Here is a 23,870-nt window from a genome sequence, read left to right as displayed (position 1 = left end):
GGAGGATTGGCAAAGGTAAGGGAGGCTGCGCAGCAGCCCCCCCCCTTATTAATTCAAATATCTCGAAAGATTATAAGTATTGATTTGCGTTCGTGGCGTTCAAGTCTTCGAAAGCTGTCTTTAATCGAGCCACTAAGGTTTCTTCGCCCTTACGTAACCACACACGTGGGTCGTAGTATTTCTTGTTTGGCACGTCGCTGCCTGTTGGGTTACCGATTTGTCCTTGCAAGAAACCCTCATTTGCTTTGTAGAAGTTTAGGATACCTTCCCAAAGAGCCCATTGTGTGTCTGTATCGATATTCATTTTGATGGCGCCATAAGAAAGCGCTTCGCGGATTTCTTCGCGAGAAGAACCCGAACCACCGTGGAATACAAAGTTGATGGGTTTCTCAGCAGCCAAACTATATTTCTCTTTAATGAATTCTTGCGAGTTCTTTAAAATGACAGGTTGTAATTTGACGTTACCTGGCTTATAAACTCCGTGTACGTTACCGAATGCTGCAGCGATGGTGAAACGGGGAGAGATTTTGGATAATACTTCATATGCATAAGCCACCTCTTCTGGTTGGGTATATAATTTAGATGAGTCAACGTCCGAGTTATCCACGCCGTCTTCTTCGCCACCTGTTACGCCCAATTCAATTTCGAGTGTCATGCCCATTTTAGACATGCGCGCTAAGTATTTGGCACAGATTTCTAAGTTTTCTTCCAAAGGCTCTTCTGATAAGTCGATCATGTGCGAAGAAAATAGCGGTTGGCCAGTTTCTGCAAAGTATTTTTCGCCAGCATCCAAAAGACCGTCTATCCAAGGTAAAAGTTTCTTTGCGCAGTGGTCGGTGTGTAGGACAACTTGAACACCGTAGGCTTTGGCCATGTGGTGAACGTGGTATGCACCTGCGATTGAGCCGGCGATAGCTGCGGCTTGGTTTTCATTCGAAAGGGTTTTTCCGGCGTAGAAAATACCACCACCATTTGAGAATTGAATGATTACGGGGGAGTTGACAGCTTTAGCAGCTTCTAAAACGGCATTCACCGTATTTGTCCCTGTAACGTTTACAGCTGGAAGTGCAAATTGGTTCTTTTTTGCGATTTCGAATAATTCCTGCACCGCATCTCCGTGCAATACTCCTTTTTGAGTGGATAAACTTGACATAATGATTTTTTTTCTTTGGAAATAAATATAAACTACCTGATTTTCAGCAAGTAAGGGTCAAAAATACTAAAATAAGTTCAATTTTAAGGCATGAAAATGAGAAAAATGCAATTTTAACATTGGAGATTAGAGAGTAAAGAGAAGAGATTCAAAAGTTGGGGCCAACTTTAAATAACGATACGATTAATCCAATTCTCTCTACTCTCTACTCTTTACTCTCTTCTCTCTAATCTGCATTTAAATTTTTTTTACCCAACCTATTGCACGTGTTATATTTTTCTGTACCTTTGCACTCCCGTTCGACAAACGTAGTTTTCAATTCCGAAAGAGGTTGGCAGAACTTCTCGAATTTATTTAAAACATAGAAATACGTGTCGAAACAGGTCTAAAATTGAGATAAGCTCGATTTTTGTGTTAGAACTGGTATTGATTTATGAACGCTGAATGCCCAGCCCATGAATTAAATATTAAGCTACACAAGGTGTTTCTCACTGTTATCCACAGTGGTGTCATCTTGTCGCCTTTTACCAATTCTGCTTTTTATATAATGTGATTCTTAGATCGTTGCGAAACGATTTTGAATAAAAGTCTTACAACAAGCCTAGATAGCCTTGTAAGCATATTTTTTAATTATAAAAGAATACTATGTCTGGAATTATTGGTAAAAAAATCGGAATGACCAGCCTATACATGGAAGACGGTAGATCCGTTGCATGTACGCTGATTGAAGCCGGACCTTGCGTGGTTACGCAGGTGAAGACCGTTGAGAAAGAAGGCTATAACGCCGTTCAAATCGGTTATGGTGAGAAGAAGGATAAGCACACAACAAAATCATTGTTGGGTCACTTCAAAAAAGCAAACACAACTCCAAAGAAGAAACTTGTTGAATTTCGCACGTTTGAGCAGCCTTTAGCATTAGGGGATGTTTTAACTGTTGATATGTTAGAAGTGGATACTTACGTAGACGTTGTAGGTACTTCAAAGGGTAAAGGTTTCCAAGGGGTTGTAAAGCGTCACGGATTTGCCGGTGTGGGTGGTCAAACTCACGGTCAGCATAATCGTGGTCGTCACCCAGGTTCTATTGGAGCTTGTTCATTCCCATCTCGTGTATTCAAAGGTTTGCGTATGGCGGGTCGTACAGGAGGTAATCGTGTAAAGGTTCAAAACTTACAAGTTTTGAAAGTGTATTCAGATAAGAACTTATTAGTTGTTTCTGGGTCAGTTCCTGGAGCTAAGAACTCATACGTAATCATTGAAAATTAAAACTCGGGCATAGCCTATAGACATTCTGAAGTATGGAATTATCAGTATATAACATCGCAGGAAAAGATACCGGAAAGAAAGTAACCCTTTCTGATGAGGTCTTTGGAATTGTTCCAAACGAGCATGTGGTTTACTTAGATGTGAAGCAGTATTTAGCTAACCAACGTCAAGGAACTCACAAAGCTAAGGAGCGTGCAGAGGTTTCGCGTTCGACGCGTAAGATTAAGAAACAAAAAGGTACGGGTGGTGCGCGTGCGGGTTCGATGAAATCTCCTTTGATGAAAGGTGGTGGTCGTATCTTCGGTCCACGTCCACGTGATTACCATTTTAAATTGAATAAGAAAGTGAAGTCATTGGCACGTCAATCTGCGTTAGCAGCGAAGGCTCAGTCAGGTGATATCGCGGTTTTGGATACAATTGCATTTGATGCACCAAAAACCAAGGCATACTTAGCTATGTTGAAAGCTCTTTCTTTGGATAATACAAAATCATTATTGATCATGAATGACGTGGACAAGAATGTAGTATTGTCTGGTCGTAATGTTCCAAAGGCTAAAGTTTCAAACGCGGCTGATGTGAATACATATGATCTGGTTAACGCATCGAAATTGTTAATTACGGTGGATGCGATCCAGAAAATTGAGTCAACATTTAGTAAATAATTTGCGGGACTTCGGTTCTGTTTAAACGAAATAAACAATGGGCATTATTAAACGTCCGGCCTTGACTGAAAAGTCGCAAGCCATGCAAGAGAAAGGCAAATACGTGTTTGTGGTTGAATTGACTGCGAACAAGATTGAAATTGCCAAGGAGGTTAAGAAAATGTACGGTGTCGATGTACAAGATGTACAAACGATGCGTCAAATTGGAAAAGTTAAATCCAAGAGTACACGTAGTAAAGTTACCTCAGGGCGGACGTCTACTATTAAGAAGGCGATCGTTACAGTAGCAGCAGGAGAAGTAATTGACTTCTACCAAGGAATTTAATAAAAATAAGTAAGGGGGTTCATCCCGATAAATTGAACTAATTAAATGGCAGCAATTAAAAAAATTAAACCAACTACTCCAGGACAGCGTCATCGCATTGCGCCGACGTTCGAGGAGATTACAACGGACAAGCCGTATAAGCCCCTTTTGGAGCCTATCAAGCGTACCGGTGGACGTAATGCAGATGGTCGTCGCTCGATGCGTTATATCGGTGGTGGTCACAAGCGTCGTTACCGTGTGATTGATTTTGCGCGTCAAAAGTTTGATGTACCTGCAACTGTTTTGACAGTTGAGTATGATCCAAACCGTACGTCACGTATCGCTTTGATCGAATATACAGATGGTGTTAAGACGTATATCTTAGCTCCTGCAGGAATTCAAGTAGGCCAAACAGTTATCTCGGGTGAGTCAGTGGCTCCGGAAGTAGGTAACACATTGCCTTTGGCAAATATCCCTTTGGGTACATTAGTTCATGCGATTGAGTTGCAACCAGGTAAAGGAGCTGAAATGGTTCGTTCGGCTGGTACGTACGCTCAGTTGTTAGCGCGTGATGGAAAATATGCAACATTGAAGTTGCCTTCAGGTGAGATGCGTATGGTGTTGGCTCGTTGTCTTGCGACAATTGGAACAGTATCTAACTCGGATCACATGAACGTTAACCTAGGTAAAGCAGGTCGTCATCGTTGGTTAGGTCGTCGTCCACGTGTTCGTGGTGTTGTAATGAACCCAGTTGATCACCCGATGGGTGGTGGTGAGGGTCGTTCATCAGGAGGTCACCCTCGTTCTCGTACCGGTTTATTGGCTAAGGGTAAGAAAACTCGTAATCCAAAAAAACACACTAATCGTCTTATCATCAGTAGAAGAAAAAAATAGTAGATGGCACGTTCACTAAAAAAAGGTCCTTACATTGATTACCGCCTTGATAACAAGGTTCAAGTTATGAATGATTCTGGCAAGAAGTCAGTAATCAAAACTTGGTCAAGACGTTCAATGATTTCTCCGGATTTCGTTGGTCACACATTCGCGGTTCACAATGGGAATAAATTTATTCCGGTTTATGTAACTGAGAACATGGTTGGTCACAAGTTGGGTGAGTTTTCACCAACGCGTAATTTCCGTGGTCACATTGCGAAAAAAGACAAAGGTAAAAGATAATAAAAAGGCCATCAGGTCTTGTAATCAATATTGAAAATGGAAGCAATTGCTAAATTAAGAAATGTTCCTACGTCGCCTCAAAAGATGCGTATTGTCGCAGACATGGTTCGTGGACAGAAAGTATCCAAAGCGTTGGGTATCTTAAAATTTGAGCCCAAGGTTGGTGCGCAGGCTATCGAGAAATTATTGCTCTCAGCCGTTTCTAACTGGCAAAACAAGCATGTGGATGCTAAAATTGAGGAGTCAGATTTATTCATCAAAACGATATTCGTTGATGGAGGATCTTCAATCAAGCGTTTACGTCCTGCTCCGCAAGGAAGAGGTCACCGCATCTTGAAGCGTTCAAATCACATTACCATTGTAGTTGCATCATCGGAAGCACCTATTTTGGCAGAAACTACAGCAGAATAATAGACTATTAGATAAAACAAGAAATGGGACAAAAAATTAACCCTATTGGATTAAGATTAGGTATCGTGAGAGGTTGGGATTCTAATTGGTACGGAGGAAAGACTTTCGCTGATAAGCTTGTCGAAGACGAGAAAATCAGAAAGTACGTTGCCGCTCGTATTCCAAAAGGATCTATCTCAAAAGTTATTATTGAGCGCACTTTAAAGCGGATCACATTAACGATCAACACAGCTCGTGCTGGTGTGGTTATCGGTAAGCAAGGTGCTGAAGTAGACAAAGTAAAGGAGGAGTTAAAAGCAATCACAGGCAAGGATGTTCAAATTAACATCTTTGAGATTAAGCGTCCAGAAATCGATGCGAAGTTGATCGGTGAGGCAATTGCTCAACAGTTACAAGCTCGTATTTCTTTCCGTCGTGCCATGAAGCAGGCTATCGCATCAGCGATGCGTGTAGGAGCTCAAGGAATTAAATTGAAATTATCAGGTCGTTTAGGGGGTGCTGAAATGGCACGTTCTGAGGGATATAAGGAGGGACGTATTCCTCTTCATACGCTTCGTGCGGATGTTGACTATGCGATCTCAGAAGCGTTAACTGTTTACGGAAAGATCGGTATTAAGGTATGGGTTTTCCGTGGTGAGGTTTTCGGTAAGCCAGATTTGTCGCCAAACGCGAACATGGGCTTACAGTCTACGGCAGCAGATTCTCGCCCAGGTGACCGTGGTGGTCGTCCAGGTGACCGTGGTGGTCGCGGACGTCGTCCAGATGGTGATCAAGGTGGAGATCGTAACAAAGCAGGTGGTCCAGGAGCGGCTAACCGTGGTCGTGGCGGGAAACGCTAATTGCCTAAAATTAATTTAGAAATAGATATTAGACTTTTAAGAAGATGTTACAACCAAAAAGAACGAAATTTCGTAAGTCACAGAAAGGCCGTGTAAGAGGTGTTGCTACCCGTGGTCACGAAATTGATTTTGGATCATTCGCTATTAAATCATTAGAGCCGGGACGTATTACTGCACGTCAAATCGAAGCGGCTCGTATTTCGGTGACTCGTGCTATGAAGCGTGAGGGCCAGGTTTGGATTCGAATTTTCCCAGATAAAGTGATTACAAAAAAACCTGCAGAGGTTCGTATGGGTAAAGGAAAGGGAGCTCCTGAGTATTGGGTAGCGAACGTTCGTCCAGGAACTATTTTGTTTGAATCGGCGGGTGTACCGTTGGCGTTAGCGCAGGAAGCGTTACGTTTAGCTGCACAAAAATTGCCGATGCGTACGAAATTTGTTGTACGTAGAGATTATTCAGAATAGGTTTTAAACCTGGAGGTTTAAACATCCAAATAGCATTGTTATGAAAAACGCAGAAATAAACAAATTAGGAGTAGACGAATTAAAAAAAGCCATTACGGCAGAGCAAGAGAACTTGACTCGTTTGAAATTAGCTCACGCTATTTCACCGATCGAGAACCCAATGCGTATTCGTGAAAACCGGAAATTGATTGCCAAATTAGAGACTGCTCTAACGAAAGCAATTAACGCTTAAGATTAATTAATTTTTTAATAGACCGTGTCAAAATACAGCTCATGGTCAATTGTTTAACAAGTAACAAACCAACGATGGAACAGAGAAATCTAAGAAAGGTAAGGATTGGGAAAGTAGTTAGTGACAAGATGGATAAATCAATCACGTTAACTGTTGACCGTAAGGTAAAACACCCATTGTACGGAAAATTCGTACAGAAGACTACAAAATTGATGGCACATGATGAAAATAACGATTGTGGTATTGGTGATACAGTGAAAGTGATGGAAACGCGTCCTCTTTCTAAAAATAAGCGTTGGAGATTAGTTGAAATTATCGCAAAAGCGAAATAAGACTACTTGTTAATCAAATTTTAATTTTAAAGATCAAAGATAATGTTACAGCAGGAATCAAGATTGGGTGTAGCGGATAATTCTGGAGCAAAAGAAGTTTTAGTGATTCGCGTATTAGGCGGTACCGGTAAAAGATATGCTTCGATAGGCGATAAAATTGTCGTTTCTGTTAAATCAGCACTTTCATCATCTAGTATGAAAAAAGGTACGGTTTCTCGCGCAGTAGTAGTGCGCACCAAAAAAGAAATTCGTCGTAAGGATGGTACTTATATTCGTTTCGAAGATAACGCAGCTGTGTTATTGAACGCAAATGATGAGCCAAGAGGAACGCGTATTTTCGGGCCAGTTGCGCGTGAGTTACGTGAAGCAGGATTTATGAAAATTGTTTCCCTAGCCCCAGAAGTTTTATAAGATAGATGACATATTGGGCAGCCAATAGAAAGAATCATACAATGGAAAAGAAAATTATCAAGCAAACAAAATTGCACATCAAGAAGGGTGATACTGTGATGGTTATCGCTGGTAACGCTAAAGGTAAAACTGGCGTCATCAAAGAAGTAATCACAGAAAAATCGCGTGCTATCGTAGAAGGTGCTAACCTTCAAACGAAACACGTAAAACCTTCAGCAAGTAATCCACAAGGTGGTATCGAAAAGCGTGAGGGATCAATTCACATCTCAAACCTAATGGTTGTAGAGAATGGAAAGGCTGTTCGCACGGGTCGTAAGTTGAATGAGAAAGGTAAATTACAACGTTACTCCAAAGCAACGGGTAAGTTTATCGCATAATATTGAATGTAAAACGTGGGTCGGAAATCCACAAAATATAAGAAAATGGCAGTACCTAGATTAAAAGAGCGTTATCTGAAGGAGGTTGTACCAGGCTTAAAAACTAAGTTCGAATACAAATCAGTTATGCAAGTACCTAAGATTACAAAGATTGTAATCAATAAGGGTGTTGGAGCAGCAGTATCCGACAAAAAATTAGTTGACGTAGCAGTAGAAGAAATTACTCAAATTGCTGGTCAAAGAGCGGTTGCTACGATTTCTAAGAAAGCGATCTCAAACTTTAAGTTACGTGAGAATATGCCAATTGGTGTGAAAGTAACGTTACGTGGAGATCGTATGTATGAGTTTTTAGATCGTTTGACTACGGTTTCTTTAGCTCGTGTACGTGATTTCAAAGGAGTATCAGAGAAAGGTTTCGATGGCCGTGGTAATTATACCTTAGGCGTGAAGGAACAAATTATTTTCCCTGAAATTTCAATCGATAAAGTTTCTAAAATCTCAGGTATGGACATCACGTTTGTGACGACTGCTCCTACGGATGAAGAAGCGTATGCTTTATTAGCTGCGATTGGAATGCCTTTTTCAAATATCAAAAAATAAGTGGCCTTTAGGCTTTAATAACACCTTTAAAATTTTTACAAAATGGCTAAAGAGTCAGTAAAAGCAAGAGAAAGAAAACGCGAAGCAACTGTAGCAAAGTATGCAGTTAAGCGTGCAGCTTTGAAAGCAGCTGGAGATTATGTAGGATTAGATAAATTACCTAAAAATGCTTCTCCAGTGCGTTTACACAACCGTTGCAAATTAACTGGTCGTCCTCGTGGATACATGCGTAAATTCGGCATTAGCCGGGTAACGTTCCGCGAAATGGCGTCCAACGGTTTAATTCCAGGGGTTACAAAATCCAGCTGGTAAACTAAAATTTGATTAATTAAATTCATTTTTGTAATTTTGCAGGCCATTTTAACGGCATGCGGCAAATTTAAAAGCAATGACAGATCCAATAGCAGATTATTTAACCCGATTGAGAAATGCCTTGAAGGCACGCCATAGGGTAGTTGAAATTCCTGCTTCCAATATTAAAAAGGAAATCACGAAGGTGCTTTTTGATAAGGGATACATTTCAAACTATAAGTTCGATGATTCTTCCGTTCAAGGAACAATCAAGATAGCTTTAAAGTACAACTCAGTAACGAAGCAACCTGCTATCGTTAATTTGACACGTATTTCTAAACCAGGTCTTCGTAAGTACAATGGCGCTGAGGAGTTGCCACGTGTATTGAATGGTCTTGGTATCGCCATCTTATCTACTTCAAAAGGAGTAATTACAGATAAGGAGGCTCGTACACTTCACGTAGGTGGAGAGGTACTTTGTTACGTATATTAATTGTTTCACGCTGAAAGGGGGCAACTCGTAATTTAAGCAAATCATATTTTTATGTCTAGAATTGGAAAAAAGATTATCCCGTTACCTGCAGGAGTTACTGTAGATATTAGCGCGGGTAATTTAGTGACTGTGAAAGGCCCAAAGGGGACTTTGTCGCAGCAAATTGATCAGGATATCATCGTTAACATTGAGGATGGTGTGTTGACTGTAGCTCGTCCAACTGAGCAAAAGCGTCACAAAGCGCTGCATGGTTTATACCGTTCATTGATCAACAACATGGTTGTAGGTGTTAGTGAAGGCTACAAGAAAGATTTAGAGATTATCGGTGTTGGTTACAAAGCCGCTAATCAAGGAAATATTTTGGAATTAAGCTTGGGATATTCTCACGCTATTTTTATGGCTATTCCTTCTGAAATCAAGGTTGTTACTGCGATGGAAAAAGGTAAAAGCCCAATGGTTTCATTAGAAGGTATCGACAAGCAATTGATCGGGCAGGTAGCTGCCAAAATTAAGTCACTTCGCCCTGTCGAGCCTTACAAAGGTAAGGGTGTTCGTTTCTTAGGAGAGCAAGTTCGTCGTAAAGCTGGTAAAGCAGGCGGTAAGAAATAAATAGTAAGCGTGGGCCGGAAATCCACACAAACAAGTTAACAACAATGGCAACAACAAAAAATTTACGTAGAACCCGCATCAAACGTGCGATACGTGCTAAAATAGCTGGTTCAGCCGAGCGTCCGCGCTTGACAGTATATCGTTCCAATACGGCAGTTTATGCACAATTAGTGGACGATTTAGCTGGAAAAACATTGTTTTCAGCAACTTCGTACAAGAAGGACAAAGTAAACAATAACATCGAAGCTGCTAAAACAGTAGGTTTAGCAATCGCAAAAGCGGCTTCAGCTGCTGGTGTTACGAAAGTAGTTTTCGATCGTAACGGTTATTTATATCACGGAAGAATTAAATCATTAGCTGAAGGCGCTCGCGAGGGTGGCTTACAATTTTAATAAGATATGTCGCAATTACAAGCAAAACCTGTAAAGGTTAACGAAGGTGAGTTGAAGGAGAAGGTAGTAGCCATCAACCGTGTTGCTAAAGTAGTAAAAGGTGGTCGTCGTTTTAGTTTCTCTGCCATCGTGGTAGTAGGAGATGGAAATGGCGTCGTTGGATACGGTTTAGGAAAAGCAAATGAAGTTACTGATGCGATCACAAAAGGGATCGAAGATGCGAAGAAGAATTTGTTCCAAATTCCTTTATTGAAAAAAACAGTTCCTCATGAGCAACTAGGTAAATTTTCAGGTGGTTTCGTTCTGATCAAGCCAGCTGCTCCGGGTACAGGATTGATTGCCGGTGGTGCGATGCGTGCCGTGTTAGAATCTGCTGGCATCCATGATGTCCTTGCAAAATCTAAAGGCTCATCAAATCCCCACAACGTGGTAAAGGCAACAATCGATGCGTTAGTGAAAATGCGTGCGCCACATACGGTAGCGTTCCAACGAGGCATTTCGTTAGCAAAAGTATTTAATGGATAATCAGAGCGCCTTGTGCCTCACTAATAGAACAACCGATGTCTAAAGTTAAAATTACTCAAGTAAAAAGTGCTATAAAGCGCCCAGAAGTACAGAAACGTACGATTCAAGCGTTGGGATTAGGTAAAATACGTCAGTCCGTAGAACATGAATTAAATCCAGCTATTGCCGGAATGATTCGTGCGGTAGGTCACCTAATCGTAGTAGAAAATATTTAATTAACACGCGAGTTGCCAGAAATGGCAGCGTTAAGCCCCAATTACAATGAAATTATCGTCATTAAAGCCCGCTGAAGGCTCAGTTAAAGTAAGAAAAAGAGTAGGTCGTGGTCAAGGTTCCGGTTTAGGTGGAACTTCTGCTCGTGGACACAAAGGAGCTCAGTCTCGTTCAGGTTATTCACGCAAGCGTGGTTTTGAAGGAGGTCAAATGCCTATCCAGCGTCGTGTTCCTAAGTTCGGTTTCAAGAATATCAATCGTGTAGAATACAAAGCAATCAACTTAGATACGTTACAAATATTAGCTGATGCAATTGGTTCGAACGTAATCACATTTGAAACACTTTACAGCAACGGTTTAGTATCTAAGTCTGACTTAGTGAAAATCCTTAGTCGTGGAGCTGTTACTTCTGCATTAGAGGTTACAGTAAAAGGTTTCTCGGGTGCCGCTAAAGCTGCTATTGAAGCTGCTGGCGGTAAAGCAATTGTTGGTTAATCCTCTATTCTAATCGAATGAACAAGTTAATAACAACTTTCAAGCATATCTTCTCGATTGAGGAATTAAGAGGCCGTATTTTAAATACGTTACTTTTTATCGCCTTCTTTCGTTTAGGTTCTTATATCGTTCTACCTGGTGTAGACGCAACAAAGCTTTCGCAACCAGGTGACGGCGGTCTATTTGGCTTGTTGAACATGTTCTCCGGTGGAGCCTTAAGCAATGCATCTGTATTCGCTTTAGGTATCATGCCGTACATCTCAGCTTCCATTGCGATTCAGTTATTGACGATTGCCCTTCCGTATTTCCAAAAAATGCAAAAAGACGGTGAGTCTGGTCGTAAGAAATTAAACCAAATCACTCGTATTCTAACCATTTTCGTCACTGCAGCACAAGGTTTTACCTACCTGCAAGTAACTATTCCTGCTGAGGCTATCTTGGTAGATCCTTGGTTCTTCCGTCTTTACGGAGTTGCGATTTTAGTAGGGGGTACGATGTTTTGTATGTGGTTGGGTGAGAAAATCACCGACAAGGGTATCGGTAACGGTATTTCCATGTTGATTATGATCGGTATCGTTTCGCGGTTTCCAGCATCTATTTTACAAGAAGCGGGATCTCGTGGTATGTCTGGAGCCTTATTGTTTATTATTGAAATAATTGCCCTATTCTTTATTGTAATGGGTGCTATCATGGTGACACAAGCTGTTCGACGCATTCCAGTTCAATACGCAAAGCAGGTAGTTGGCAGTAAAATGGCCGTAGGTGGAGAGCGCCAATACATTCCTTTGAAGTTAAACGCTTCAGGCGTTATGCCAATCATCTTTGCTCAAGCATTAATGTTTATCCCAGGTTTAGTAGCTCAATCTTTTGCTGATAAATCTGAATTTGCTTCCTCTGTAGCGCAGTCGTTTGGCGACTTTACTACGTGGCAGTATAATGTGTTGTTCGCTTTCTTGATTATTGTATTTACATTTTTCTATACAGCGATCTCGATTAACCCAACACAAATTTCGGATGACATGAAACGTGGTGGCGGTTTCGTGCCTGGCGTTAAGCCTGGTGAGGAAACTTCGGGTTTCATCGCAAGTATCTTGGATCGCATTACGTTGCCAGGTGCTGTTATGTTATCGATTATTGCGATTCTTCCGGCGGTTGCCAACTTGTTTGGTGTGACGCGTGGATTTGCTTCGTTCTTTGGAGGAACATCTTTGTTAATCCTAGTGGGCGTAGTATTGGATACATTGCAACAAATAGAAAGTTATTTGTTGATGCGTAAGTATGAAGGTTTAATGCAGTCGGGACGTGTAAAAGGTCGTTCTGAAGTGATCACTCGTTAGGATGATTTACTTAAAGACGCCAGAAGAGATGGCCATCATTCAAGCGAATGGGGAAATTCTTGGAAAGTGTCATGCCGAAGTAGCGAAAGCCATAAAGCCGGGAGTTACAACGCTCGAATTAGACCAGATTGCTTACCAATTTATTAAGGATAACGGAGCACATCCTTCCTTTTTAAATTACCAAGTAGGAGATAAAAAGTACGCATATTCCTTGTGCATCTCTGTGAATGACGTAGTGGTTCACGGATTACCAGGGAATTTGACTTTGCAAGAAGGAGATATTATTTCCATAGATGCAGGCGTGTACAAAGATAAATTTCATGCCGATAGCGCTTATACCTATGGAATAGGTAATGTGGCTGCTGAGGTACAAAAATTAATGCAAGCGACAAAAGAGTCCTTGTACAAGGGTTTGAATCAAGCCCATGTGGGTAAGCGAACCGGTGATGTGGGAAGTGCGGTGCAGTCATATACGGAAGCATTAGGCTACGGGGTTGTTCGGGAATTAGTAGGTCATGGTGTAGGTAAAAGCCTACATGAGAGTCCCGAAGTTCCTAATTATGGACGCCGCGGTGATGGAGCTAAATTGAAGGAAGGCATGGTTATTGCGATCGAGCCGATGATCAATTTGGGGAAACGGCAGATTTCAGTGGATACGGATGGCTGGACGATTCGAACAATTGATCGCAAAGCGAGTGCCCATTTTGAGCATACGGTAGGCGTGACAAAGGAAGGTCCGAAAGTGCTAACAACGTTTGCTTACATTGAAGAAGTATTAAAAACATCAACTGTATTGTTGAACATTTAAATAAAGGATTATGGCCAAACAATCTTCGATAGAAGTAGACGGAATTATTTTGGAAGCTCTTTCGAACGCTATGTTTCGGGTAGAATTAGAGAATACGCATCAAGTGATTGCCCACATTTCAGGCAAGATGCGGATGAACTACATTAAGATTCTGCCAGGAGATAAAGTGAAGTTGGAAATGTCACCCTATGATTTAAGTAAAGCTAGAATTGTTTATCGTTATAAGTAAAAAGAGGGTTTAACCCATAAATGTAAATAAAATGAAAGTTAAAGCATCTATTAAAAAGCGTAGTGCGGACTGCAAGGTGATTCGTCGTCACGGTAAGCTTTACGTTATTAACAAGAAGAATCCTAAGTTCAAACAAAGACAAGGATAATTCAAACTAAATTGATTAATCACAACAATTAATTACCTATATGGCTCGTATTGCAGGGGTTGATATTCCCGACAAAAAAAGAGGAGAGATTGCATTGACTTATATTTTTGGTATAGGTCGCAGTACTGCTCAGAAAATTTTAGCGAAGGCAGCGGTTTCCGTTGACAAGAAAGCTGGTGAGTGGAACGATACGGAAGCGAATGCGATCCGTGCGATCATCGCGGCTGAATTCAAAACAGAAGGTCAGCTTAAGTCTGAAGTTCAGTTGAACATCAAGCGTTTGATGGACATCGGTTGTTACCGTGGATTGCGTCACCGTAAGGGTCTTCCAGTACGTGGCCAGCGCACCAAAAACAACTCACGTACTCGTAAGGGTCGTCGTAAAACAGTTGCTAATAAGAAAAAAGTAACTAAGTAATAAGTAGAGGAAATTCCTCATACCCAATTTTATTTATCAAATAGTATGGCACAAGCAAAAAGAAAAGATAAAGCGAAGAAACGGGTTGTTGTAGTTGAGCAAGTTGGTCAAGTACACATCAAAGCTTCCTTTAACAACATCATTATCTCCATTACAAACTCAGCAGGTCAGGTGATCTCTTGGGCATCAGCAGGAAAGATGGGTTTCCGTGGGTCTAAGAAAAACACGCCCTATGCAGCACAGATGGCAGCATCTAACTGCGCAGCGGTAGCTGTTGAAGCAGGAATGAAGAAAGCAGAAGTTTTTGTAAAAGGGCCGGGTGCTGGACGTGAGTCTGCTATCCGTACTATCCAAAACTCGGGCATCGAAGTATCACTTATCCGTGATATTACGCCAATGCCTCACAATGGATGTCGTCCTCCAAAACGTCGTCGCGTTTAATATTTTTTATGCAGGGGTAATTAGTAATTATTTTCCCCCGCTTTTATTCACAATTTAATTACTTCACTGCACATAAGAGGTGCAATGACTTTTAAAACAAAATGGCTAGATACACAGGTCCAAAATCCAAGATTGCGCGTCGTTTCGGCGAACCAATTTTAGGTCCGAGCAAAGCATTAGCTCGTAAAAATTATGCTCCAGGAATGCATGGTAAAGGGAAACGTTCAAAAGTTTCTGAATATGCCATCCAATTGAAGGAAAAGCAAAAGGTAAAATACACGTATGGTATTTTAGAGCGTCAGTTCGAAAACCTATTCCACAAAGCCGCTGTTAAAGAGGGCATCACAGGTGAGAACCTTTTGAAATTGTGTGAAGCACGTTTAGATAACACGGTTTATCGTTTGGGTATTGCACCTACACGTCGTGCGGCTCGTCAATTAGTTATTCACAAACACATTATTGTCGACGGTGAAGTAGTAAATGTGCCATCTTACTCTTTACGTGCAGGTCAATTGATCGGAGTTCGTGAAAAATCGAAGTCGTTAGAAGTTGTGACAATCTCATTAGCTGGTCGTTCTCCAAAACGTTACAACTGGTTAGAGTGGTCTGAAAGTGATATGGTTGGCAAATTTTTGGCTTATCCAGAGAGAGATCAAATCACAGAAAACTTCAACGAGCAAGCAATCGTCGAGTTGTACTCTAAATAATCCGTAGGATTTTTTAGATAAAAATAATAGTACCAAAAACGTTTTTTCAGTATCATTTTAAGCTACGAAATATGTCAATATTAGCATTCCAAATGCCCGAAAAAGTTGTGATGGAGAAAGCCGATGACTTTCACGGGTTGTTTGAGTTCAAGCCTCTCGAGAAAGGTTACGGTGTTACCATTGGTAACGCACTTCGTAGAATCCTACTTTCTTCATTAGAAGGGTACGCGATCACAAGTGTTAAGATCGCAGGTGTTTTACACGAGTTTTCTGCCATCGAAGGTGTACATGAAGATGTTTCCGAAATCATCTTAAACTTGAAAAAAGTTCGCTTCAAGAAAGCGCAAGAGATTTTAGAGAATAAAGTGACATTGCGAGTAAAAGGCCAAACAGCCATTACTGCCGGTGATATCGCGAAATTCACGCCTTATTTTACTATTCTAAATCCAGATTTAGTTATCTGTCATTTAGATGCTTCGAAAGAAGTGGAAATTGAATTAATCATTGAAAAAGGTCGCGGTTACGTGCCAGCTGATGAGCCTCGTGCAAACGAACTTGCTTTTGGTCACATCGCAATCGACTCAATCTACACCCCGATTAAGAACGTTAAGTTCAGCATCGAAAATACACGTGTAGAGCAAAAAACAGATTACGAGAAATTAGTTCTTGATATCGAAACGGATGGTTCTATTCACCCGGAAGATGCATTGAAAGGTGCTGCGTATATCTTGATCCAACACTTTATGTTGTTCTCTGATCAAACAATGACGTTTGAAACTCCGAAAGCAGAAGAAGATAATGTCGTAGATGAGGAAATGCTTCACATGCGCAAGCTATTGAAGACTTCATTAGCTGATTTAGATCTTTCTGTTCGTGCGTATAACTGCTTGAAATCTGCAGACGTTCGTACACTTGGAGAATTAGCGAAATTAGAAATTTCAGATATGATGAAGTTCCGCAACTTTGGCAAGAAATCCTTAACTGAGTTAGAGCAATTGATCGAAGAAAAAGGTCTAACGTTCGGAATGGATGTATCTAAATATCGTTTAGACGAAGATTAATACTTAAACTAAAAGTAATAGGTGGTATGCAAGTCGCATACTAACCGCAGCTCGAAAGAGCTTTTAACTTACGAATTACAACAATGAGACACGGTAAAAAATTTAATCACTTAGGAAGAACAGCTTCCCACAGAGCAGCCTTATTATCTAATATGGCCACTTCGTTAATCTTGCACAAACGTATCGAAACAACAGTTGCGAAGGCAAAGGAGTTGCGTAAGTACATTGAGCCAATGATCACGAAATCAAAAACTGACAGCACAAACAATCGTCGTGTGGTTTTCTCTTATTTACAAAGTAAGGATGCTATTAAAGAATTGTTCAGCATCGTTTCTGAGAAAGTAGCGAATCGCCCAGGTGGTTATACACGTATTATTAAGTTAGGCAATCGTTTAGGTGATAACGCAGAAATGTGTTTCATCGAGCTAGTTGACTTCAACGAAACTATGTTAGCTGCAGCTGCTGAAAAAGCAGGCAAAACACGTCGTAGTCGTCGTGCAGGAGCTAAGAAAGATGAGGCAGTAGCTGCAGCACCAGTTGCTGAAGTGCCTTCTGCTGAAGTTGTTGAAGAAGCACCAGCCGCTGAAGTTGTTGAAGAAACCCCAGCAGCAGAAGAAGTTGTAGCGGAAGCACCAGTTGCAGAAGTTCTTGAAGAAGCACCAGCCGCAGAAGAAGTTGTAGCAGAAGCTCCAGCTGCTGATGTAGTTGAAGATGCTCCTGAAGCACCTGCAACAGAGGAGTCTACAGAAGAAAAAGGAGAAGACGCTTAATTCGTTTCCCCGATTTTTTGGAAGGGCTTCAACAATTCGTTGAAGCCCTTTTTTTAGGATTGAAAATTAATTAGCTAGCACAAATTTATGAAAGTTACTGAGTCGACACCCGCAGTACTGTTATTACAAGATGGAACTCTGTTTCATGGCAAGGCTTTAGGCAAGATTGGGACCCATGGTGGAGAGATTTGCTTCAATACCGGAATGACAGGTTATCAAGAAATTTACACCGACCCTTCTTACAGTGGCCAAGTAATTATTAATACCACGGCACACATCGGAAATTACGGTGTGATCGATGGACTTGAAGCTGAATCTAGTCAAGTTCAAATTGCCGGTATGGTATGTAATGAGTTTGCCAGTATTCATTCACGTGAAACGGCCGATGGATCTTTGCAGGATTATTTAGCGAAGGCCAATTTAGTCGGTATTTCAGGGATTGATACCCGTGCACTTGTGCGTCATATCCGAACGCAAGGTGTGATGAACTGTTTGATTTCTTCCGAGATTTTTGATTTATCCACCTTACAGGCTGAGTTAGCTAAGATTCCTTCCATGGAAGGACTAGAATTATCTTCTCAAGTTTGTACGAAAGAAGCTTACTTTGTTGGTGATCCTTCTGCAAGCAAAAAGGTAGCCGTCTTGGATCTGGGTGTGAAAAAAAGTATTTTATCTAACATCGCCGAGCGCGATTGTTATTTACAAGTTTTCCCGGCCAAAACATCCTATGCTGAAATCGCAGCGTGGAATCCAGACGGGTACTTTGTTTCGAATGGCCCGGGTGATCCGGCTACGATGCCATATGCCGTTGAGACGGTATCACAGTTTTTAGCAAGCGACAAACCGGTTTTTGGCATTTGTTTAGGTCATCAGATTTTGGCTCAAGTTTGTGGGTTATCTACGTATAAAATGCATAATGGACATCGTGGATTGAATCATCCAGTGAAGAATCTGATTACTGGTTTGTCTGAGATTACCTCACAAAATCATGGTTTTGCCGTGAAGATGGATGATTTAAAATCTTCTGAAAAAGCAGAATTGACACATATTAATTTAAATGACCAGACAGTGGAAGGCTTACGGGTAAAAGGCCGTAAGGCATTTTCGGTCCAACATCACCCAGAGGCGTCTCCAGGACCGCATGATTCGCGGTATTTGTTTGATCAGTTTGTAGATCTATTGAACTAATAGAAAGCCCGATTTAATCAATCGGGCTTTTTTATCTGGCATACAAAAAGGCGCAGAATCTCCGCGCCCTTTTACCCTTAATCTTTCACTTGTTGATGAACCTATTGTATCGCAATTAAATCGCGTTTGGTTTCAGTTAAAATGTTGAATTTTTTGGTTTGAATGATTTGCTTGTTGGCATTTCTAATTTCCATTCGATATTTCCCATCTAATAAATTTCCAAAATTGTAAAGTTTGCGACTTGAAATAGCTTCCTGGTGAATGATTTGTTCATCCGTGTCGTATATGATCACAAATAATTTTGAATTAGGTTCTGTGCTAACTAGGAATTTCATTTTCCCAACCTGATTGATGCTTACGGGTAAACCTACTTCTATGGCTAGTGCGTGAGAAGTCATGGACATGCTAGCGGCAAAAATTGCGATAGCCAAAGCGTTTTTAATGGACTTTTTCATAAGCGTATTTGTTTTGTACTTTTTAGGCGGATTAGTTCCGTTTGATGATTCAAATGTATGCGTTTGAAATAACCCACAAATTATATCCGCATTAAATTTCACTTTTTCAAGAAAGTTCTTCTATAAAAAATTATAATTCTTGAAATTGTACCATAAAGTATATCGAATTAATCAAATTTTATTGGAAAATTCGTAAGTCTAAGCCCATTCTAAAAAACATTCAAGTGTTAGTTTTTAGGGGGGGAATGCATGTAAATTACGTCAAACAATACCTTTACTGTTATGATTTTGTCAGCCTTAATCAATTATTTAATGGTAATGAATGGCGCTAATAATTTGCCAAAAATAGCTCTTGAAGATGGCCTCATTTGCCACCTTTATTAGCCATTACGAATTCAATCAATCTGCTCAAAATGGCATTATTAATAGTAAGTTTTTGCTGAGTTAACAATTTGTTAATATGGGGTTGTGATATTTGAGCCATAATCAAAAACTATTATTAACAACATCATGAAAAAATTAATTTTGTCAATGCTTATGGGTGCCGTTTTCTTTCTAGGCGCTTGTAAAGAAGAGGAACCAGTGGTAGAATATGCAGCTCCTTCTGCTTCTGCTCCAGCTGCCATCACATCGGTTACTGCTGGTCAATCTAGTAAAGTAGCTTTCACTGTTTCTTTCGATTCTAAGTTAACAGCAACTTACACGGCAACAGGTACAAATGTAACTGTTACTAACGGTCAGGGTTCAATTTCTGGATCTACCGTAGAAGTAAATTTCTCAACTAAAAATGATGGCGCTGGTGCTATTAAATTAGTTATAACTGATTCGCAAGGTAAGACTGCAGAAGCTACTGCGGTTATTGGCGTTGCCAAGGAAATCACAGAAGTTATTGTAACTTCAAATATCACGACTAATACAACGTGGGATGCTAAGAAAGTATGGATATTAGGAGGTCGTATCGCAGTAACAAGTGGTGCTACGCTAACTATTGAGCCGGGTACAATTATCAAGGGTCAAGCTGGTGCTGGTGCAAGTGCTACGGCTCTAATTGTTGCTAGAGGAGGTAAATTAAACGCTGCTGGTACAGCGACAAAACCAATTATCTTCACATCCGTAGCTGACAAGCTTTCTATTGCTGATGTTGCTGCTGGTAAGTTTGCATCTCCAAATCTAGAACCTACCGTGAATGGTTTGTGGGGTGGTTTACTTATTTTAGGTAAAGCCAAAATTTCGGCTTCTTCGAGTGGTGCACAGAAAACGGAAGTTCAAATCGAAGGTATTCCTACTTCAGATCCTAATGGTTTATATGGAGGTTCTGATGATGCAGATAATTCTGGTGTATTCAAGTATATCTCTGTTCGTCATGGTGGTACTGAAATTGGTTCTGGTAACGAAATCAATGGTATTACTTTAGGTGGGGTAGGTTCTGGTACCGTTTTTGAAAACATTGAAGTAGTGGGTAATCAAGACGATGGTATCGAGTGGTTCGGTGGTACAGTGAATGGTAAAAACATTGTTGTATGGGGTGCTGGTGATGATGGTTTAGATACCGATCAAGCATTCAGAGGAACTATTACTAACTTTGCAATTATTTCTGCAGGCGGTAGCTCATTTGAACTAGATGGTCCAGAAGGAACATTTGGAGTAGACTTGAATGTAGGTCATACTTTTGACAAAGGTTTTGTAAATGTGAGCGGTTCTGCTGGTCATTTCATCGATAATGATGCGAATACGCAAGTTAAACTTTCTAACATATATGCAACTGGATTTTCAACGACTGTATTTACACAAAATATTACTGAAGTATTTACAACTCCTTACACCACTACTTATGGAGTAAAGTTTGAAAATATAGTTTTAAATGTTCCTTCAGCTGATTTAGCTAAATACATCGACAAATCTGCTGGTAAAACTATTCCAAGCGCAATCACAGCTGGTACTACTATTACGGGCGGTGCTGATTTAACTCAGTTTGCAGGTTGGTCCTGGACTGCAATTGCCAATAAGTTAAAATAATTTTATAAAAATATTTGACTAACTCTAACGGTTGAGGTAATCCCTCAACCGTTAGTTTATTTTTACACCATGAAAAATTTATACTTTATTTGCTCTTTTATTTTGTTGTTTTCCTTTTCGATTAAAGCCCAAAATGGGGTTATTAGAGGAAAAATTTTAGATGGGTCAACAGGTAAGCCTGAAATTGCCGCTACAGTAAGAGTAAATAATTCAACTGTCAATAAAGCTGTATTAAGTGATATAGATGGCGCATTTACCTTTAACGTGCCTGCAGGTAGTTATGATTTAATTGTTAGTTCAATTGGATTTGATAACGCAAAGATTACAGAGATCTCTGTAAAGAATAATGAAGTGACGGTTGTTCCAGATATTTCCTTAAGTACATCAAGTACTCAATTGCAAGAAGTAGTAGTTACATTTCAAAGGCTTAGAAATTCAGAAGAATCCCTAACAATCTTAAAAAGGAAATCTGTGGCTATGTTCGATGGAATTTCATCAGCAAAAATGAAATTAATTGGGGATGGAACGGCAGTTGAAGCAGCAAAGCGAGTGACAGGTGTCTCAATCGAAGGCGGAAGATATGTTTATGTGAGGGGTTTAGGTGATCGTTATTCAAAATCAACACTTAATGGTTTAGATATTCCAGGATTAGATCCTGATAGGAACGCATTACAAATGGATATTTTTCCAACAGCTTTAATTGACAATATTACGGTTGCTAAAAATTTCTTACCCAATATGCCTGCTGATTTTACAGGTGGATTGTTAAATATAGAAACTAATGATTTTCCTACCAGGAAAATATTTAATGTTTCTGCATCTATGAGTTATAACCCTGACATGCATTTCAAAAGTAATTTTTTGACAGGTAATAAGGGAGGAAAGGATTGGTTGGGAATGGACGATGGAACTAGAGCATTACCTTCATTAGCTAGTGGGAGCAATCCTATTCCAACTCCAGTTTCTGGTGCTTCTCCGAGTGCGGTAAATAGTTTTGTTAAATCTTTTTCTCCTGATTTAGGGGCCAAAACAATGAATAGTTTTTCTGATTTTAATTTTGGATTTTCGGTGGGGGATCAAATTAATTTGAACGAAAACGGCAGTGGCGGTTCTAAAAAATTAGGCTATGTTGCTGCATTGTCCTACAGATCTGAAAGACGCTTGTTTGAGAATGTTCAATATGGGGAATCACAAAAAAATATTACCCAAAATGCTTCTGAAATGGTAGTTGCGAATAACCTTTCCGGAACATTAGGAGAAGAAAATGTGTTAATTGGCGCATTGGCGGGACTGGCTTACAAAACTGATTTTTCAAAAATTAAGTTTAATGTCCTGAGATTACAAAGTGGTGAGCACCGGGCGGGTAAATTCGATGTATTTAATAATTCTGACGGAGTTGGTCAATCTGGTTATATAGCAACTTCCGATAATATTGAATATGGGGAGCGGAGTGTAACTAATTTTCAACTATCTGGATCACATGTATTAGGTGAAAGTGGTTGGAAAATTGATTGGGCTGCAGGTACAACGCTTTCCAAGTCTACAGATCCTGATATTCGCAAGACAGCATTTACGATTGATCCAGGAAGAACTTATTTTAATGCTGGCGCAGGTGGGAATCCATCTAGAATCTGGCGTTATCTGGACGAAATCAATACTTCATTTAAAGTAGATCTTGAAAAAAAATTTAGTGCAAAAAACACTATTCGTTTTGGAGGTTTATACTTGATGAAAGAAAGAAATTATGAAATTAGACAATTTAATATTCAATTTTATGGAGCTCAACAACCAGTTTGGGCAAATGACCCATCTCAGGTTTTGATTGATAAAAATATTTATCCTTCTACAATTAATAATATTTATTATGTATCGGGAAACAATAAAATCAATTCAAACGCTTATAATTCTACAGTAAATAATTTAGCTGGTTATTTATTGGATGAGGTAGATTTAACGTCTTCATTAAAAGCGATAGTTGGTGTAAGGTTCGAACACTACCAACAATTTCATACCGGTCGAGATCAGCGTTTTGCATCAGGTGATATTACGGGGGGTAGAAATCTTGACAATGCTAAAGTGCTAGACAATATGAATCTTTTTCCAAGTGTTAATTTGATTCAAAAGTTTGGTCAAAAAACAAACTTGCGAGGATCTTATACGCGCACGACTGCTAGACCTTCATTCAAAGAACTGTCTTTTGCTCAAATCTTAGATCCATTAACCAATCGTATTTTTAATGGTAGTTTATTCCCTTATGATGATTGGGCAGGAAAATTAGTTCCTACCATGATTGACAATTTGGATATGCGCTGGGAGAAGTTTTATAATGGATCAGAAGTACTCTCATTCTCCTTATTTTACAAGCACTTTGCAGACCCTATCGAATTGGTTAGAATTCCTCAACAGCAAACATCGACAGAGTATCAGCCGAGAAACGTAGGAAGTGCAAATTTGTTTGGCGCAGAAGTTGAAATCAATAAGTCATTAAGTTTTATGTCTTCAGCTTTGGAGAAATTTAGCTTTAATGCAAATGTTACTGTTGTACAATCTTCTGTGACTATGACTGATTTAGAGTTTAATGCGCGAAAGGCTTATGAGAAGCCAGGAGAGAATTTGAAATCTAATCGACAGATGGCTGGGCAATCACCTTATATCGTGAATGCAGGTTTTACATATGCCGATTCAGACAAAGGCATTAGCTCTGGACTTTTTTATAACGTTAAAGGAGCAACCTTAACAATTGTAGGTTCAGGCTTATTCCCTGATGTCTACGCGTTACCTTACAATAATTTAAATTTCTCGTTTAATAAGACATTTGGTAAAGACGATAAATTCAATTTCAATTTTAGAGCTGATAATCTTCTTAACGATAATATTGATATTGTATTTAGAGCTTATAATTCTAAAGATCAAGTCTTTAGTACATTAAGTCCTAAAAGAAGTTTTTCAGTAGGATTTAGTTATAAGCTTTAACTTGACCAATCATTTTGTAAGGGTGGTATGTGTACGAAGTGCAAGTATTCGTATATGCTTTAAAAACGTTTGCTCTA

General features: G+C 39.9%; 34 protein-coding genes. 32 read left to right on the top strand and 2 right to left on the bottom strand.

The annotated features are described in order from the left end of the window. Positions 1-70 precede the first annotated feature (70 nt). Positions 71-1,153, bottom strand: a complete 1,083-nt coding sequence (gene fbaA, locus AC1W6K_RS00250) for a class II fructose-bisphosphate aldolase (RefSeq protein WP_481719100.1) — start codon at positions 1,151-1,153, stop codon at positions 71-73. A gap of 645 nt (positions 1,154-1,798) precedes the next feature. Here fbaA and rplC point away from each other — a divergent pair. From rplC to carA, 30 genes are all read left to right on the top strand, one after another. Beyond that, the gene (gene rplC, locus AC1W6K_RS00245; RefSeq protein ID WP_395785871.1) at positions 1,799-2,416 is read left to right on the top strand and encodes a 50S ribosomal protein L3; all 618 of its coding nucleotides are present in this window, start codon (positions 1,799-1,801) and stop codon (positions 2,414-2,416) included. Positions 2,417-2,448: 32 nt separating this feature from the next. Continuing rightward, on the top strand, positions 2,449-3,078 hold the full coding sequence (rplD, locus tag AC1W6K_RS00240; protein WP_481945987.1) for a 50S ribosomal protein L4: 630 nt from the start codon (positions 2,449-2,451) through the stop codon (positions 3,076-3,078). A 37-nt stretch (positions 3,079-3,115) separates the two neighbouring features. After that, entirely contained in the window at positions 3,116-3,403 is a 288-nt protein-coding gene (gene rplW, locus AC1W6K_RS00235) for a 50S ribosomal protein L23 (protein WP_395785867.1), read from the top strand. A 45-nt stretch (positions 3,404-3,448) separates the two neighbouring features. Further along, a complete protein-coding gene (rplB, locus tag AC1W6K_RS00230) occupies positions 3,449-4,276 on the top strand; it encodes a 50S ribosomal protein L2 (RefSeq protein WP_395785865.1) in 828 nt (275 codons plus the stop codon). Positions 4,277-4,279: 3 nt separating this feature from the next. Beyond that, entirely contained in the window at positions 4,280-4,558 is a 279-nt protein-coding gene (gene rpsS / locus AC1W6K_RS00225) for a 30S ribosomal protein S19 (RefSeq protein ID WP_377983479.1), read from the top strand. Between the two features lie 36 nt (positions 4,559-4,594). Next, positions 4,595-4,969 carry a 50S ribosomal protein L22 gene (gene rplV, locus AC1W6K_RS00220; protein WP_395785862.1) on the top strand — a complete coding sequence of 125 codons (375 nt, stop codon included), beginning with the start codon at positions 4,595-4,597 and terminating at the stop codon, positions 4,967-4,969. Between the two features lie 23 nt (positions 4,970-4,992). Next, entirely contained in the window at positions 4,993-5,808 is an 816-nt protein-coding gene (gene rpsC, locus AC1W6K_RS00215; protein ID WP_395785860.1) for a 30S ribosomal protein S3, read from the top strand. A gap of 44 nt (positions 5,809-5,852) precedes the next feature. Further along, a complete protein-coding gene (gene rplP / locus AC1W6K_RS00210; protein WP_377983482.1) occupies positions 5,853-6,272 on the top strand; it encodes a 50S ribosomal protein L16 in 420 nt (139 codons plus the stop codon). Between the two features lie 40 nt (positions 6,273-6,312). Further along, a complete protein-coding gene (gene rpmC, locus AC1W6K_RS00205) occupies positions 6,313-6,504 on the top strand; it encodes a 50S ribosomal protein L29 (RefSeq protein WP_395785858.1) in 192 nt (63 codons plus the stop codon). Between the two features lie 74 nt (positions 6,505-6,578). Then, the gene (gene rpsQ, locus AC1W6K_RS00200) at positions 6,579-6,836 is read left to right on the top strand and encodes a 30S ribosomal protein S17 (RefSeq protein WP_315574841.1); all 258 of its coding nucleotides are present in this window, start codon (positions 6,579-6,581) and stop codon (positions 6,834-6,836) included. Between the two features lie 42 nt (positions 6,837-6,878). Beyond that, positions 6,879-7,247, top strand: a complete 369-nt coding sequence (gene rplN, locus AC1W6K_RS00195) for a 50S ribosomal protein L14 (protein WP_377983485.1) — start codon at positions 6,879-6,881, stop codon at positions 7,245-7,247. Positions 7,248-7,288: 41 nt separating this feature from the next. After that, complete coding sequence (rplX, locus tag AC1W6K_RS00190) at positions 7,289-7,624, top strand: 50S ribosomal protein L24 (protein WP_377974648.1); 336 nt, start codon at positions 7,289-7,291, stop codon at positions 7,622-7,624. Positions 7,625-7,669: 45 nt separating this feature from the next. Continuing rightward, positions 7,670-8,224 carry a 50S ribosomal protein L5 gene (gene rplE / locus AC1W6K_RS00185; protein ID WP_395785855.1) on the top strand — a complete coding sequence of 185 codons (555 nt, stop codon included), beginning with the start codon at positions 7,670-7,672 and terminating at the stop codon, positions 8,222-8,224. A gap of 42 nt (positions 8,225-8,266) precedes the next feature. Beyond that, positions 8,267-8,536 carry a 30S ribosomal protein S14 gene (gene rpsN / locus AC1W6K_RS00180; RefSeq protein WP_377983488.1) on the top strand — a complete coding sequence of 90 codons (270 nt, stop codon included), beginning with the start codon at positions 8,267-8,269 and terminating at the stop codon, positions 8,534-8,536. Positions 8,537-8,612: 76 nt separating this feature from the next. Further along, positions 8,613-9,008 (top strand): 30S ribosomal protein S8, encoded by a 396-nt coding sequence (gene rpsH / locus AC1W6K_RS00175; RefSeq protein ID WP_130895432.1) that lies wholly within the window; start codon positions 8,613-8,615, stop codon positions 9,006-9,008. Between the two features lie 51 nt (positions 9,009-9,059). Continuing rightward, the gene (gene rplF / locus AC1W6K_RS00170; RefSeq protein WP_481945986.1) at positions 9,060-9,617 is read left to right on the top strand and encodes a 50S ribosomal protein L6; all 558 of its coding nucleotides are present in this window, start codon (positions 9,060-9,062) and stop codon (positions 9,615-9,617) included. Between the two features lie 44 nt (positions 9,618-9,661). Then, positions 9,662-10,009 (top strand): 50S ribosomal protein L18, encoded by a 348-nt coding sequence (gene rplR / locus AC1W6K_RS00165; protein WP_395785851.1) that lies wholly within the window; start codon positions 9,662-9,664, stop codon positions 10,007-10,009. Between the two features lie 6 nt (positions 10,010-10,015). Continuing rightward, positions 10,016-10,534, top strand: a complete 519-nt coding sequence (gene rpsE, locus AC1W6K_RS00160; protein ID WP_395785849.1) for a 30S ribosomal protein S5 — start codon at positions 10,016-10,018, stop codon at positions 10,532-10,534. Positions 10,535-10,569: 35 nt separating this feature from the next. Then, on the top strand, positions 10,570-10,749 hold the full coding sequence (gene rpmD / locus AC1W6K_RS00155) for a 50S ribosomal protein L30 (RefSeq protein WP_377983492.1): 180 nt from the start codon (positions 10,570-10,572) through the stop codon (positions 10,747-10,749). A gap of 46 nt (positions 10,750-10,795) precedes the next feature. After that, entirely contained in the window at positions 10,796-11,242 is a 447-nt protein-coding gene (gene rplO, locus AC1W6K_RS00150) for a 50S ribosomal protein L15 (RefSeq protein ID WP_395785846.1), read from the top strand. Positions 11,243-11,259: 17 nt separating this feature from the next. Further along, a complete protein-coding gene (gene secY, locus AC1W6K_RS00145) occupies positions 11,260-12,579 on the top strand; it encodes a preprotein translocase subunit SecY (RefSeq protein WP_481719102.1) in 1,320 nt (439 codons plus the stop codon). A gap of 1 nt (position 12,580) precedes the next feature. After that, the gene (gene map, locus AC1W6K_RS00140) at positions 12,581-13,387 is read left to right on the top strand and encodes a type I methionyl aminopeptidase (RefSeq protein ID WP_481945985.1); all 807 of its coding nucleotides are present in this window, start codon (positions 12,581-12,583) and stop codon (positions 13,385-13,387) included. A gap of 10 nt (positions 13,388-13,397) precedes the next feature. Further along, positions 13,398-13,616, top strand: coding sequence for a translation initiation factor IF-1 (infA, locus tag AC1W6K_RS00135; RefSeq protein WP_092013982.1), 219 nt, complete (start codon positions 13,398-13,400; stop codon positions 13,614-13,616). Between the two features lie 31 nt (positions 13,617-13,647). After that, positions 13,648-13,764 carry a type B 50S ribosomal protein L36 gene (gene ykgO / locus AC1W6K_RS00130; RefSeq protein WP_130895424.1) on the top strand — a complete coding sequence of 39 codons (117 nt, stop codon included), beginning with the start codon at positions 13,648-13,650 and terminating at the stop codon, positions 13,762-13,764. Positions 13,765-13,804: 40 nt separating this feature from the next. Continuing rightward, positions 13,805-14,182 (top strand): 30S ribosomal protein S13, encoded by a 378-nt coding sequence (gene rpsM, locus AC1W6K_RS00125; RefSeq protein ID WP_377983496.1) that lies wholly within the window; start codon positions 13,805-13,807, stop codon positions 14,180-14,182. Between the two features lie 45 nt (positions 14,183-14,227). Continuing rightward, positions 14,228-14,623, top strand: a complete 396-nt coding sequence (gene rpsK / locus AC1W6K_RS00120; RefSeq protein ID WP_315574872.1) for a 30S ribosomal protein S11 — start codon at positions 14,228-14,230, stop codon at positions 14,621-14,623. A gap of 101 nt (positions 14,624-14,724) precedes the next feature. Continuing rightward, on the top strand, positions 14,725-15,330 hold the full coding sequence (gene rpsD / locus AC1W6K_RS00115; protein ID WP_395785838.1) for a 30S ribosomal protein S4: 606 nt from the start codon (positions 14,725-14,727) through the stop codon (positions 15,328-15,330). Positions 15,331-15,401: 71 nt separating this feature from the next. Next, complete coding sequence (locus AC1W6K_RS00110; RefSeq protein WP_481945984.1) at positions 15,402-16,391, top strand: DNA-directed RNA polymerase subunit alpha; 990 nt, start codon at positions 15,402-15,404, stop codon at positions 16,389-16,391. Positions 16,392-16,474: 83 nt separating this feature from the next. Then, positions 16,475-17,161 (top strand): 50S ribosomal protein L17, encoded by a 687-nt coding sequence (gene rplQ / locus AC1W6K_RS00105; RefSeq protein ID WP_481945983.1) that lies wholly within the window; start codon positions 16,475-16,477, stop codon positions 17,159-17,161. A gap of 87 nt (positions 17,162-17,248) precedes the next feature. After that, positions 17,249-18,349: a glutamine-hydrolyzing carbamoyl-phosphate synthase small subunit gene (carA, locus tag AC1W6K_RS00100; protein ID WP_481720653.1), complete on the top strand. Its 1,101-nt coding sequence runs from the start codon at positions 17,249-17,251 to the stop codon at positions 18,347-18,349. Between the two features lie 101 nt (positions 18,350-18,450). Here the strand turns inward: carA and AC1W6K_RS00095 are convergent, their stop codons facing one another. Next, the gene (locus tag AC1W6K_RS00095) at positions 18,451-18,804 is read right to left on the bottom strand and encodes a hypothetical protein (RefSeq protein ID WP_481945982.1); all 354 of its coding nucleotides are present in this window, start codon (positions 18,802-18,804) and stop codon (positions 18,451-18,453) included. Positions 18,805-19,314: 510 nt separating this feature from the next. On the opposite strand from AC1W6K_RS00095, the gene AC1W6K_RS00090 reads away from it, so the two are divergent. After that, positions 19,315-20,820: a hypothetical protein gene (locus AC1W6K_RS00090; RefSeq protein WP_481945981.1), complete on the top strand. Its 1,506-nt coding sequence runs from the start codon at positions 19,315-19,317 to the stop codon at positions 20,818-20,820. Between the two features lie 69 nt (positions 20,821-20,889). Beyond that, a complete protein-coding gene (locus AC1W6K_RS00085; protein ID WP_481945980.1) occupies positions 20,890-23,793 on the top strand; it encodes a TonB-dependent receptor in 2,904 nt (967 codons plus the stop codon). Positions 23,794-23,870 lie beyond the last annotated feature (77 nt).

The sequence above is a fragment of the Aquirufa sp. genome (assembly GCF_964796385.1).
The sequence above is the reverse complement of the archived record's forward strand: the minus strand, read 5'-3'. Positions and strand labels throughout refer to the sequence as shown.

Bases quoted from the DNA above. Each gene is read 5' to 3' on its own strand.
- fbaA (WP_481719100.1), bottom strand. From the start codon at position 1,153: ATGTCAAGTTTATCCACTCAAAAAGGAGTATTGCACGGAGATGCGGTG.
- rplC (WP_395785871.1), top strand. From the start codon at position 1,799: ATGTCTGGAATTATTGGTAAAAAAATCGGAATGACCAGCCTATACATG.
- rplD (WP_481945987.1), top strand. From the start codon at position 2,449: ATGGAATTATCAGTATATAACATCGCAGGAAAAGATACCGGAAAGAAA.
- rplW (WP_395785867.1), top strand. From the start codon at position 3,116: ATGGGCATTATTAAACGTCCGGCCTTGACTGAAAAGTCGCAAGCCATG.
- rplB (WP_395785865.1), top strand. From the start codon at position 3,449: ATGGCAGCAATTAAAAAAATTAAACCAACTACTCCAGGACAGCGTCAT.
- rpsS (WP_377983479.1), top strand. From the start codon at position 4,280: ATGGCACGTTCACTAAAAAAAGGTCCTTACATTGATTACCGCCTTGAT.
- rplV (WP_395785862.1), top strand. From the start codon at position 4,595: ATGGAAGCAATTGCTAAATTAAGAAATGTTCCTACGTCGCCTCAAAAG.
- rpsC (WP_395785860.1), top strand. From the start codon at position 4,993: ATGGGACAAAAAATTAACCCTATTGGATTAAGATTAGGTATCGTGAGA.
- rplP (WP_377983482.1), top strand. From the start codon at position 5,853: ATGTTACAACCAAAAAGAACGAAATTTCGTAAGTCACAGAAAGGCCGT.
- rpmC (WP_395785858.1), top strand. From the start codon at position 6,313: ATGAAAAACGCAGAAATAAACAAATTAGGAGTAGACGAATTAAAAAAA.
- rpsQ (WP_315574841.1), top strand. From the start codon at position 6,579: ATGGAACAGAGAAATCTAAGAAAGGTAAGGATTGGGAAAGTAGTTAGT.
- rplN (WP_377983485.1), top strand. From the start codon at position 6,879: ATGTTACAGCAGGAATCAAGATTGGGTGTAGCGGATAATTCTGGAGCA.
- rplX (WP_377974648.1), top strand. From the start codon at position 7,289: ATGGAAAAGAAAATTATCAAGCAAACAAAATTGCACATCAAGAAGGGT.
- rplE (WP_395785855.1), top strand. From the start codon at position 7,670: ATGGCAGTACCTAGATTAAAAGAGCGTTATCTGAAGGAGGTTGTACCA.
- rpsN (WP_377983488.1), top strand. From the start codon at position 8,267: ATGGCTAAAGAGTCAGTAAAAGCAAGAGAAAGAAAACGCGAAGCAACT.
- rpsH (WP_130895432.1), top strand. From the start codon at position 8,613: ATGACAGATCCAATAGCAGATTATTTAACCCGATTGAGAAATGCCTTG.
- rplF (WP_481945986.1), top strand. From the start codon at position 9,060: ATGTCTAGAATTGGAAAAAAGATTATCCCGTTACCTGCAGGAGTTACT.
- rplR (WP_395785851.1), top strand. From the start codon at position 9,662: ATGGCAACAACAAAAAATTTACGTAGAACCCGCATCAAACGTGCGATA.
- rpsE (WP_395785849.1), top strand. From the start codon at position 10,016: ATGTCGCAATTACAAGCAAAACCTGTAAAGGTTAACGAAGGTGAGTTG.
- rpmD (WP_377983492.1), top strand. From the start codon at position 10,570: ATGTCTAAAGTTAAAATTACTCAAGTAAAAAGTGCTATAAAGCGCCCA.
- rplO (WP_395785846.1), top strand. From the start codon at position 10,796: ATGAAATTATCGTCATTAAAGCCCGCTGAAGGCTCAGTTAAAGTAAGA.
- secY (WP_481719102.1), top strand. From the start codon at position 11,260: ATGAACAAGTTAATAACAACTTTCAAGCATATCTTCTCGATTGAGGAA.
- map (WP_481945985.1), top strand. From the start codon at position 12,581: ATGATTTACTTAAAGACGCCAGAAGAGATGGCCATCATTCAAGCGAAT.
- infA (WP_092013982.1), top strand. From the start codon at position 13,398: ATGGCCAAACAATCTTCGATAGAAGTAGACGGAATTATTTTGGAAGCT.
- ykgO (WP_130895424.1), top strand. From the start codon at position 13,648: ATGAAAGTTAAAGCATCTATTAAAAAGCGTAGTGCGGACTGCAAGGTG.
- rpsM (WP_377983496.1), top strand. From the start codon at position 13,805: ATGGCTCGTATTGCAGGGGTTGATATTCCCGACAAAAAAAGAGGAGAG.
- rpsK (WP_315574872.1), top strand. From the start codon at position 14,228: ATGGCACAAGCAAAAAGAAAAGATAAAGCGAAGAAACGGGTTGTTGTA.
- rpsD (WP_395785838.1), top strand. From the start codon at position 14,725: ATGGCTAGATACACAGGTCCAAAATCCAAGATTGCGCGTCGTTTCGGC.
- AC1W6K_RS00110 (WP_481945984.1), top strand. From the start codon at position 15,402: ATGTCAATATTAGCATTCCAAATGCCCGAAAAAGTTGTGATGGAGAAA.
- rplQ (WP_481945983.1), top strand. From the start codon at position 16,475: ATGAGACACGGTAAAAAATTTAATCACTTAGGAAGAACAGCTTCCCAC.
- carA (WP_481720653.1), top strand. From the start codon at position 17,249: ATGAAAGTTACTGAGTCGACACCCGCAGTACTGTTATTACAAGATGGA.
- AC1W6K_RS00095 (WP_481945982.1), bottom strand. From the start codon at position 18,804: ATGAAAAAGTCCATTAAAAACGCTTTGGCTATCGCAATTTTTGCCGCT.
- AC1W6K_RS00090 (WP_481945981.1), top strand. From the start codon at position 19,315: ATGAAAAAATTAATTTTGTCAATGCTTATGGGTGCCGTTTTCTTTCTA.
- AC1W6K_RS00085 (WP_481945980.1), top strand. From the start codon at position 20,890: ATGAAAAATTTATACTTTATTTGCTCTTTTATTTTGTTGTTTTCCTTT.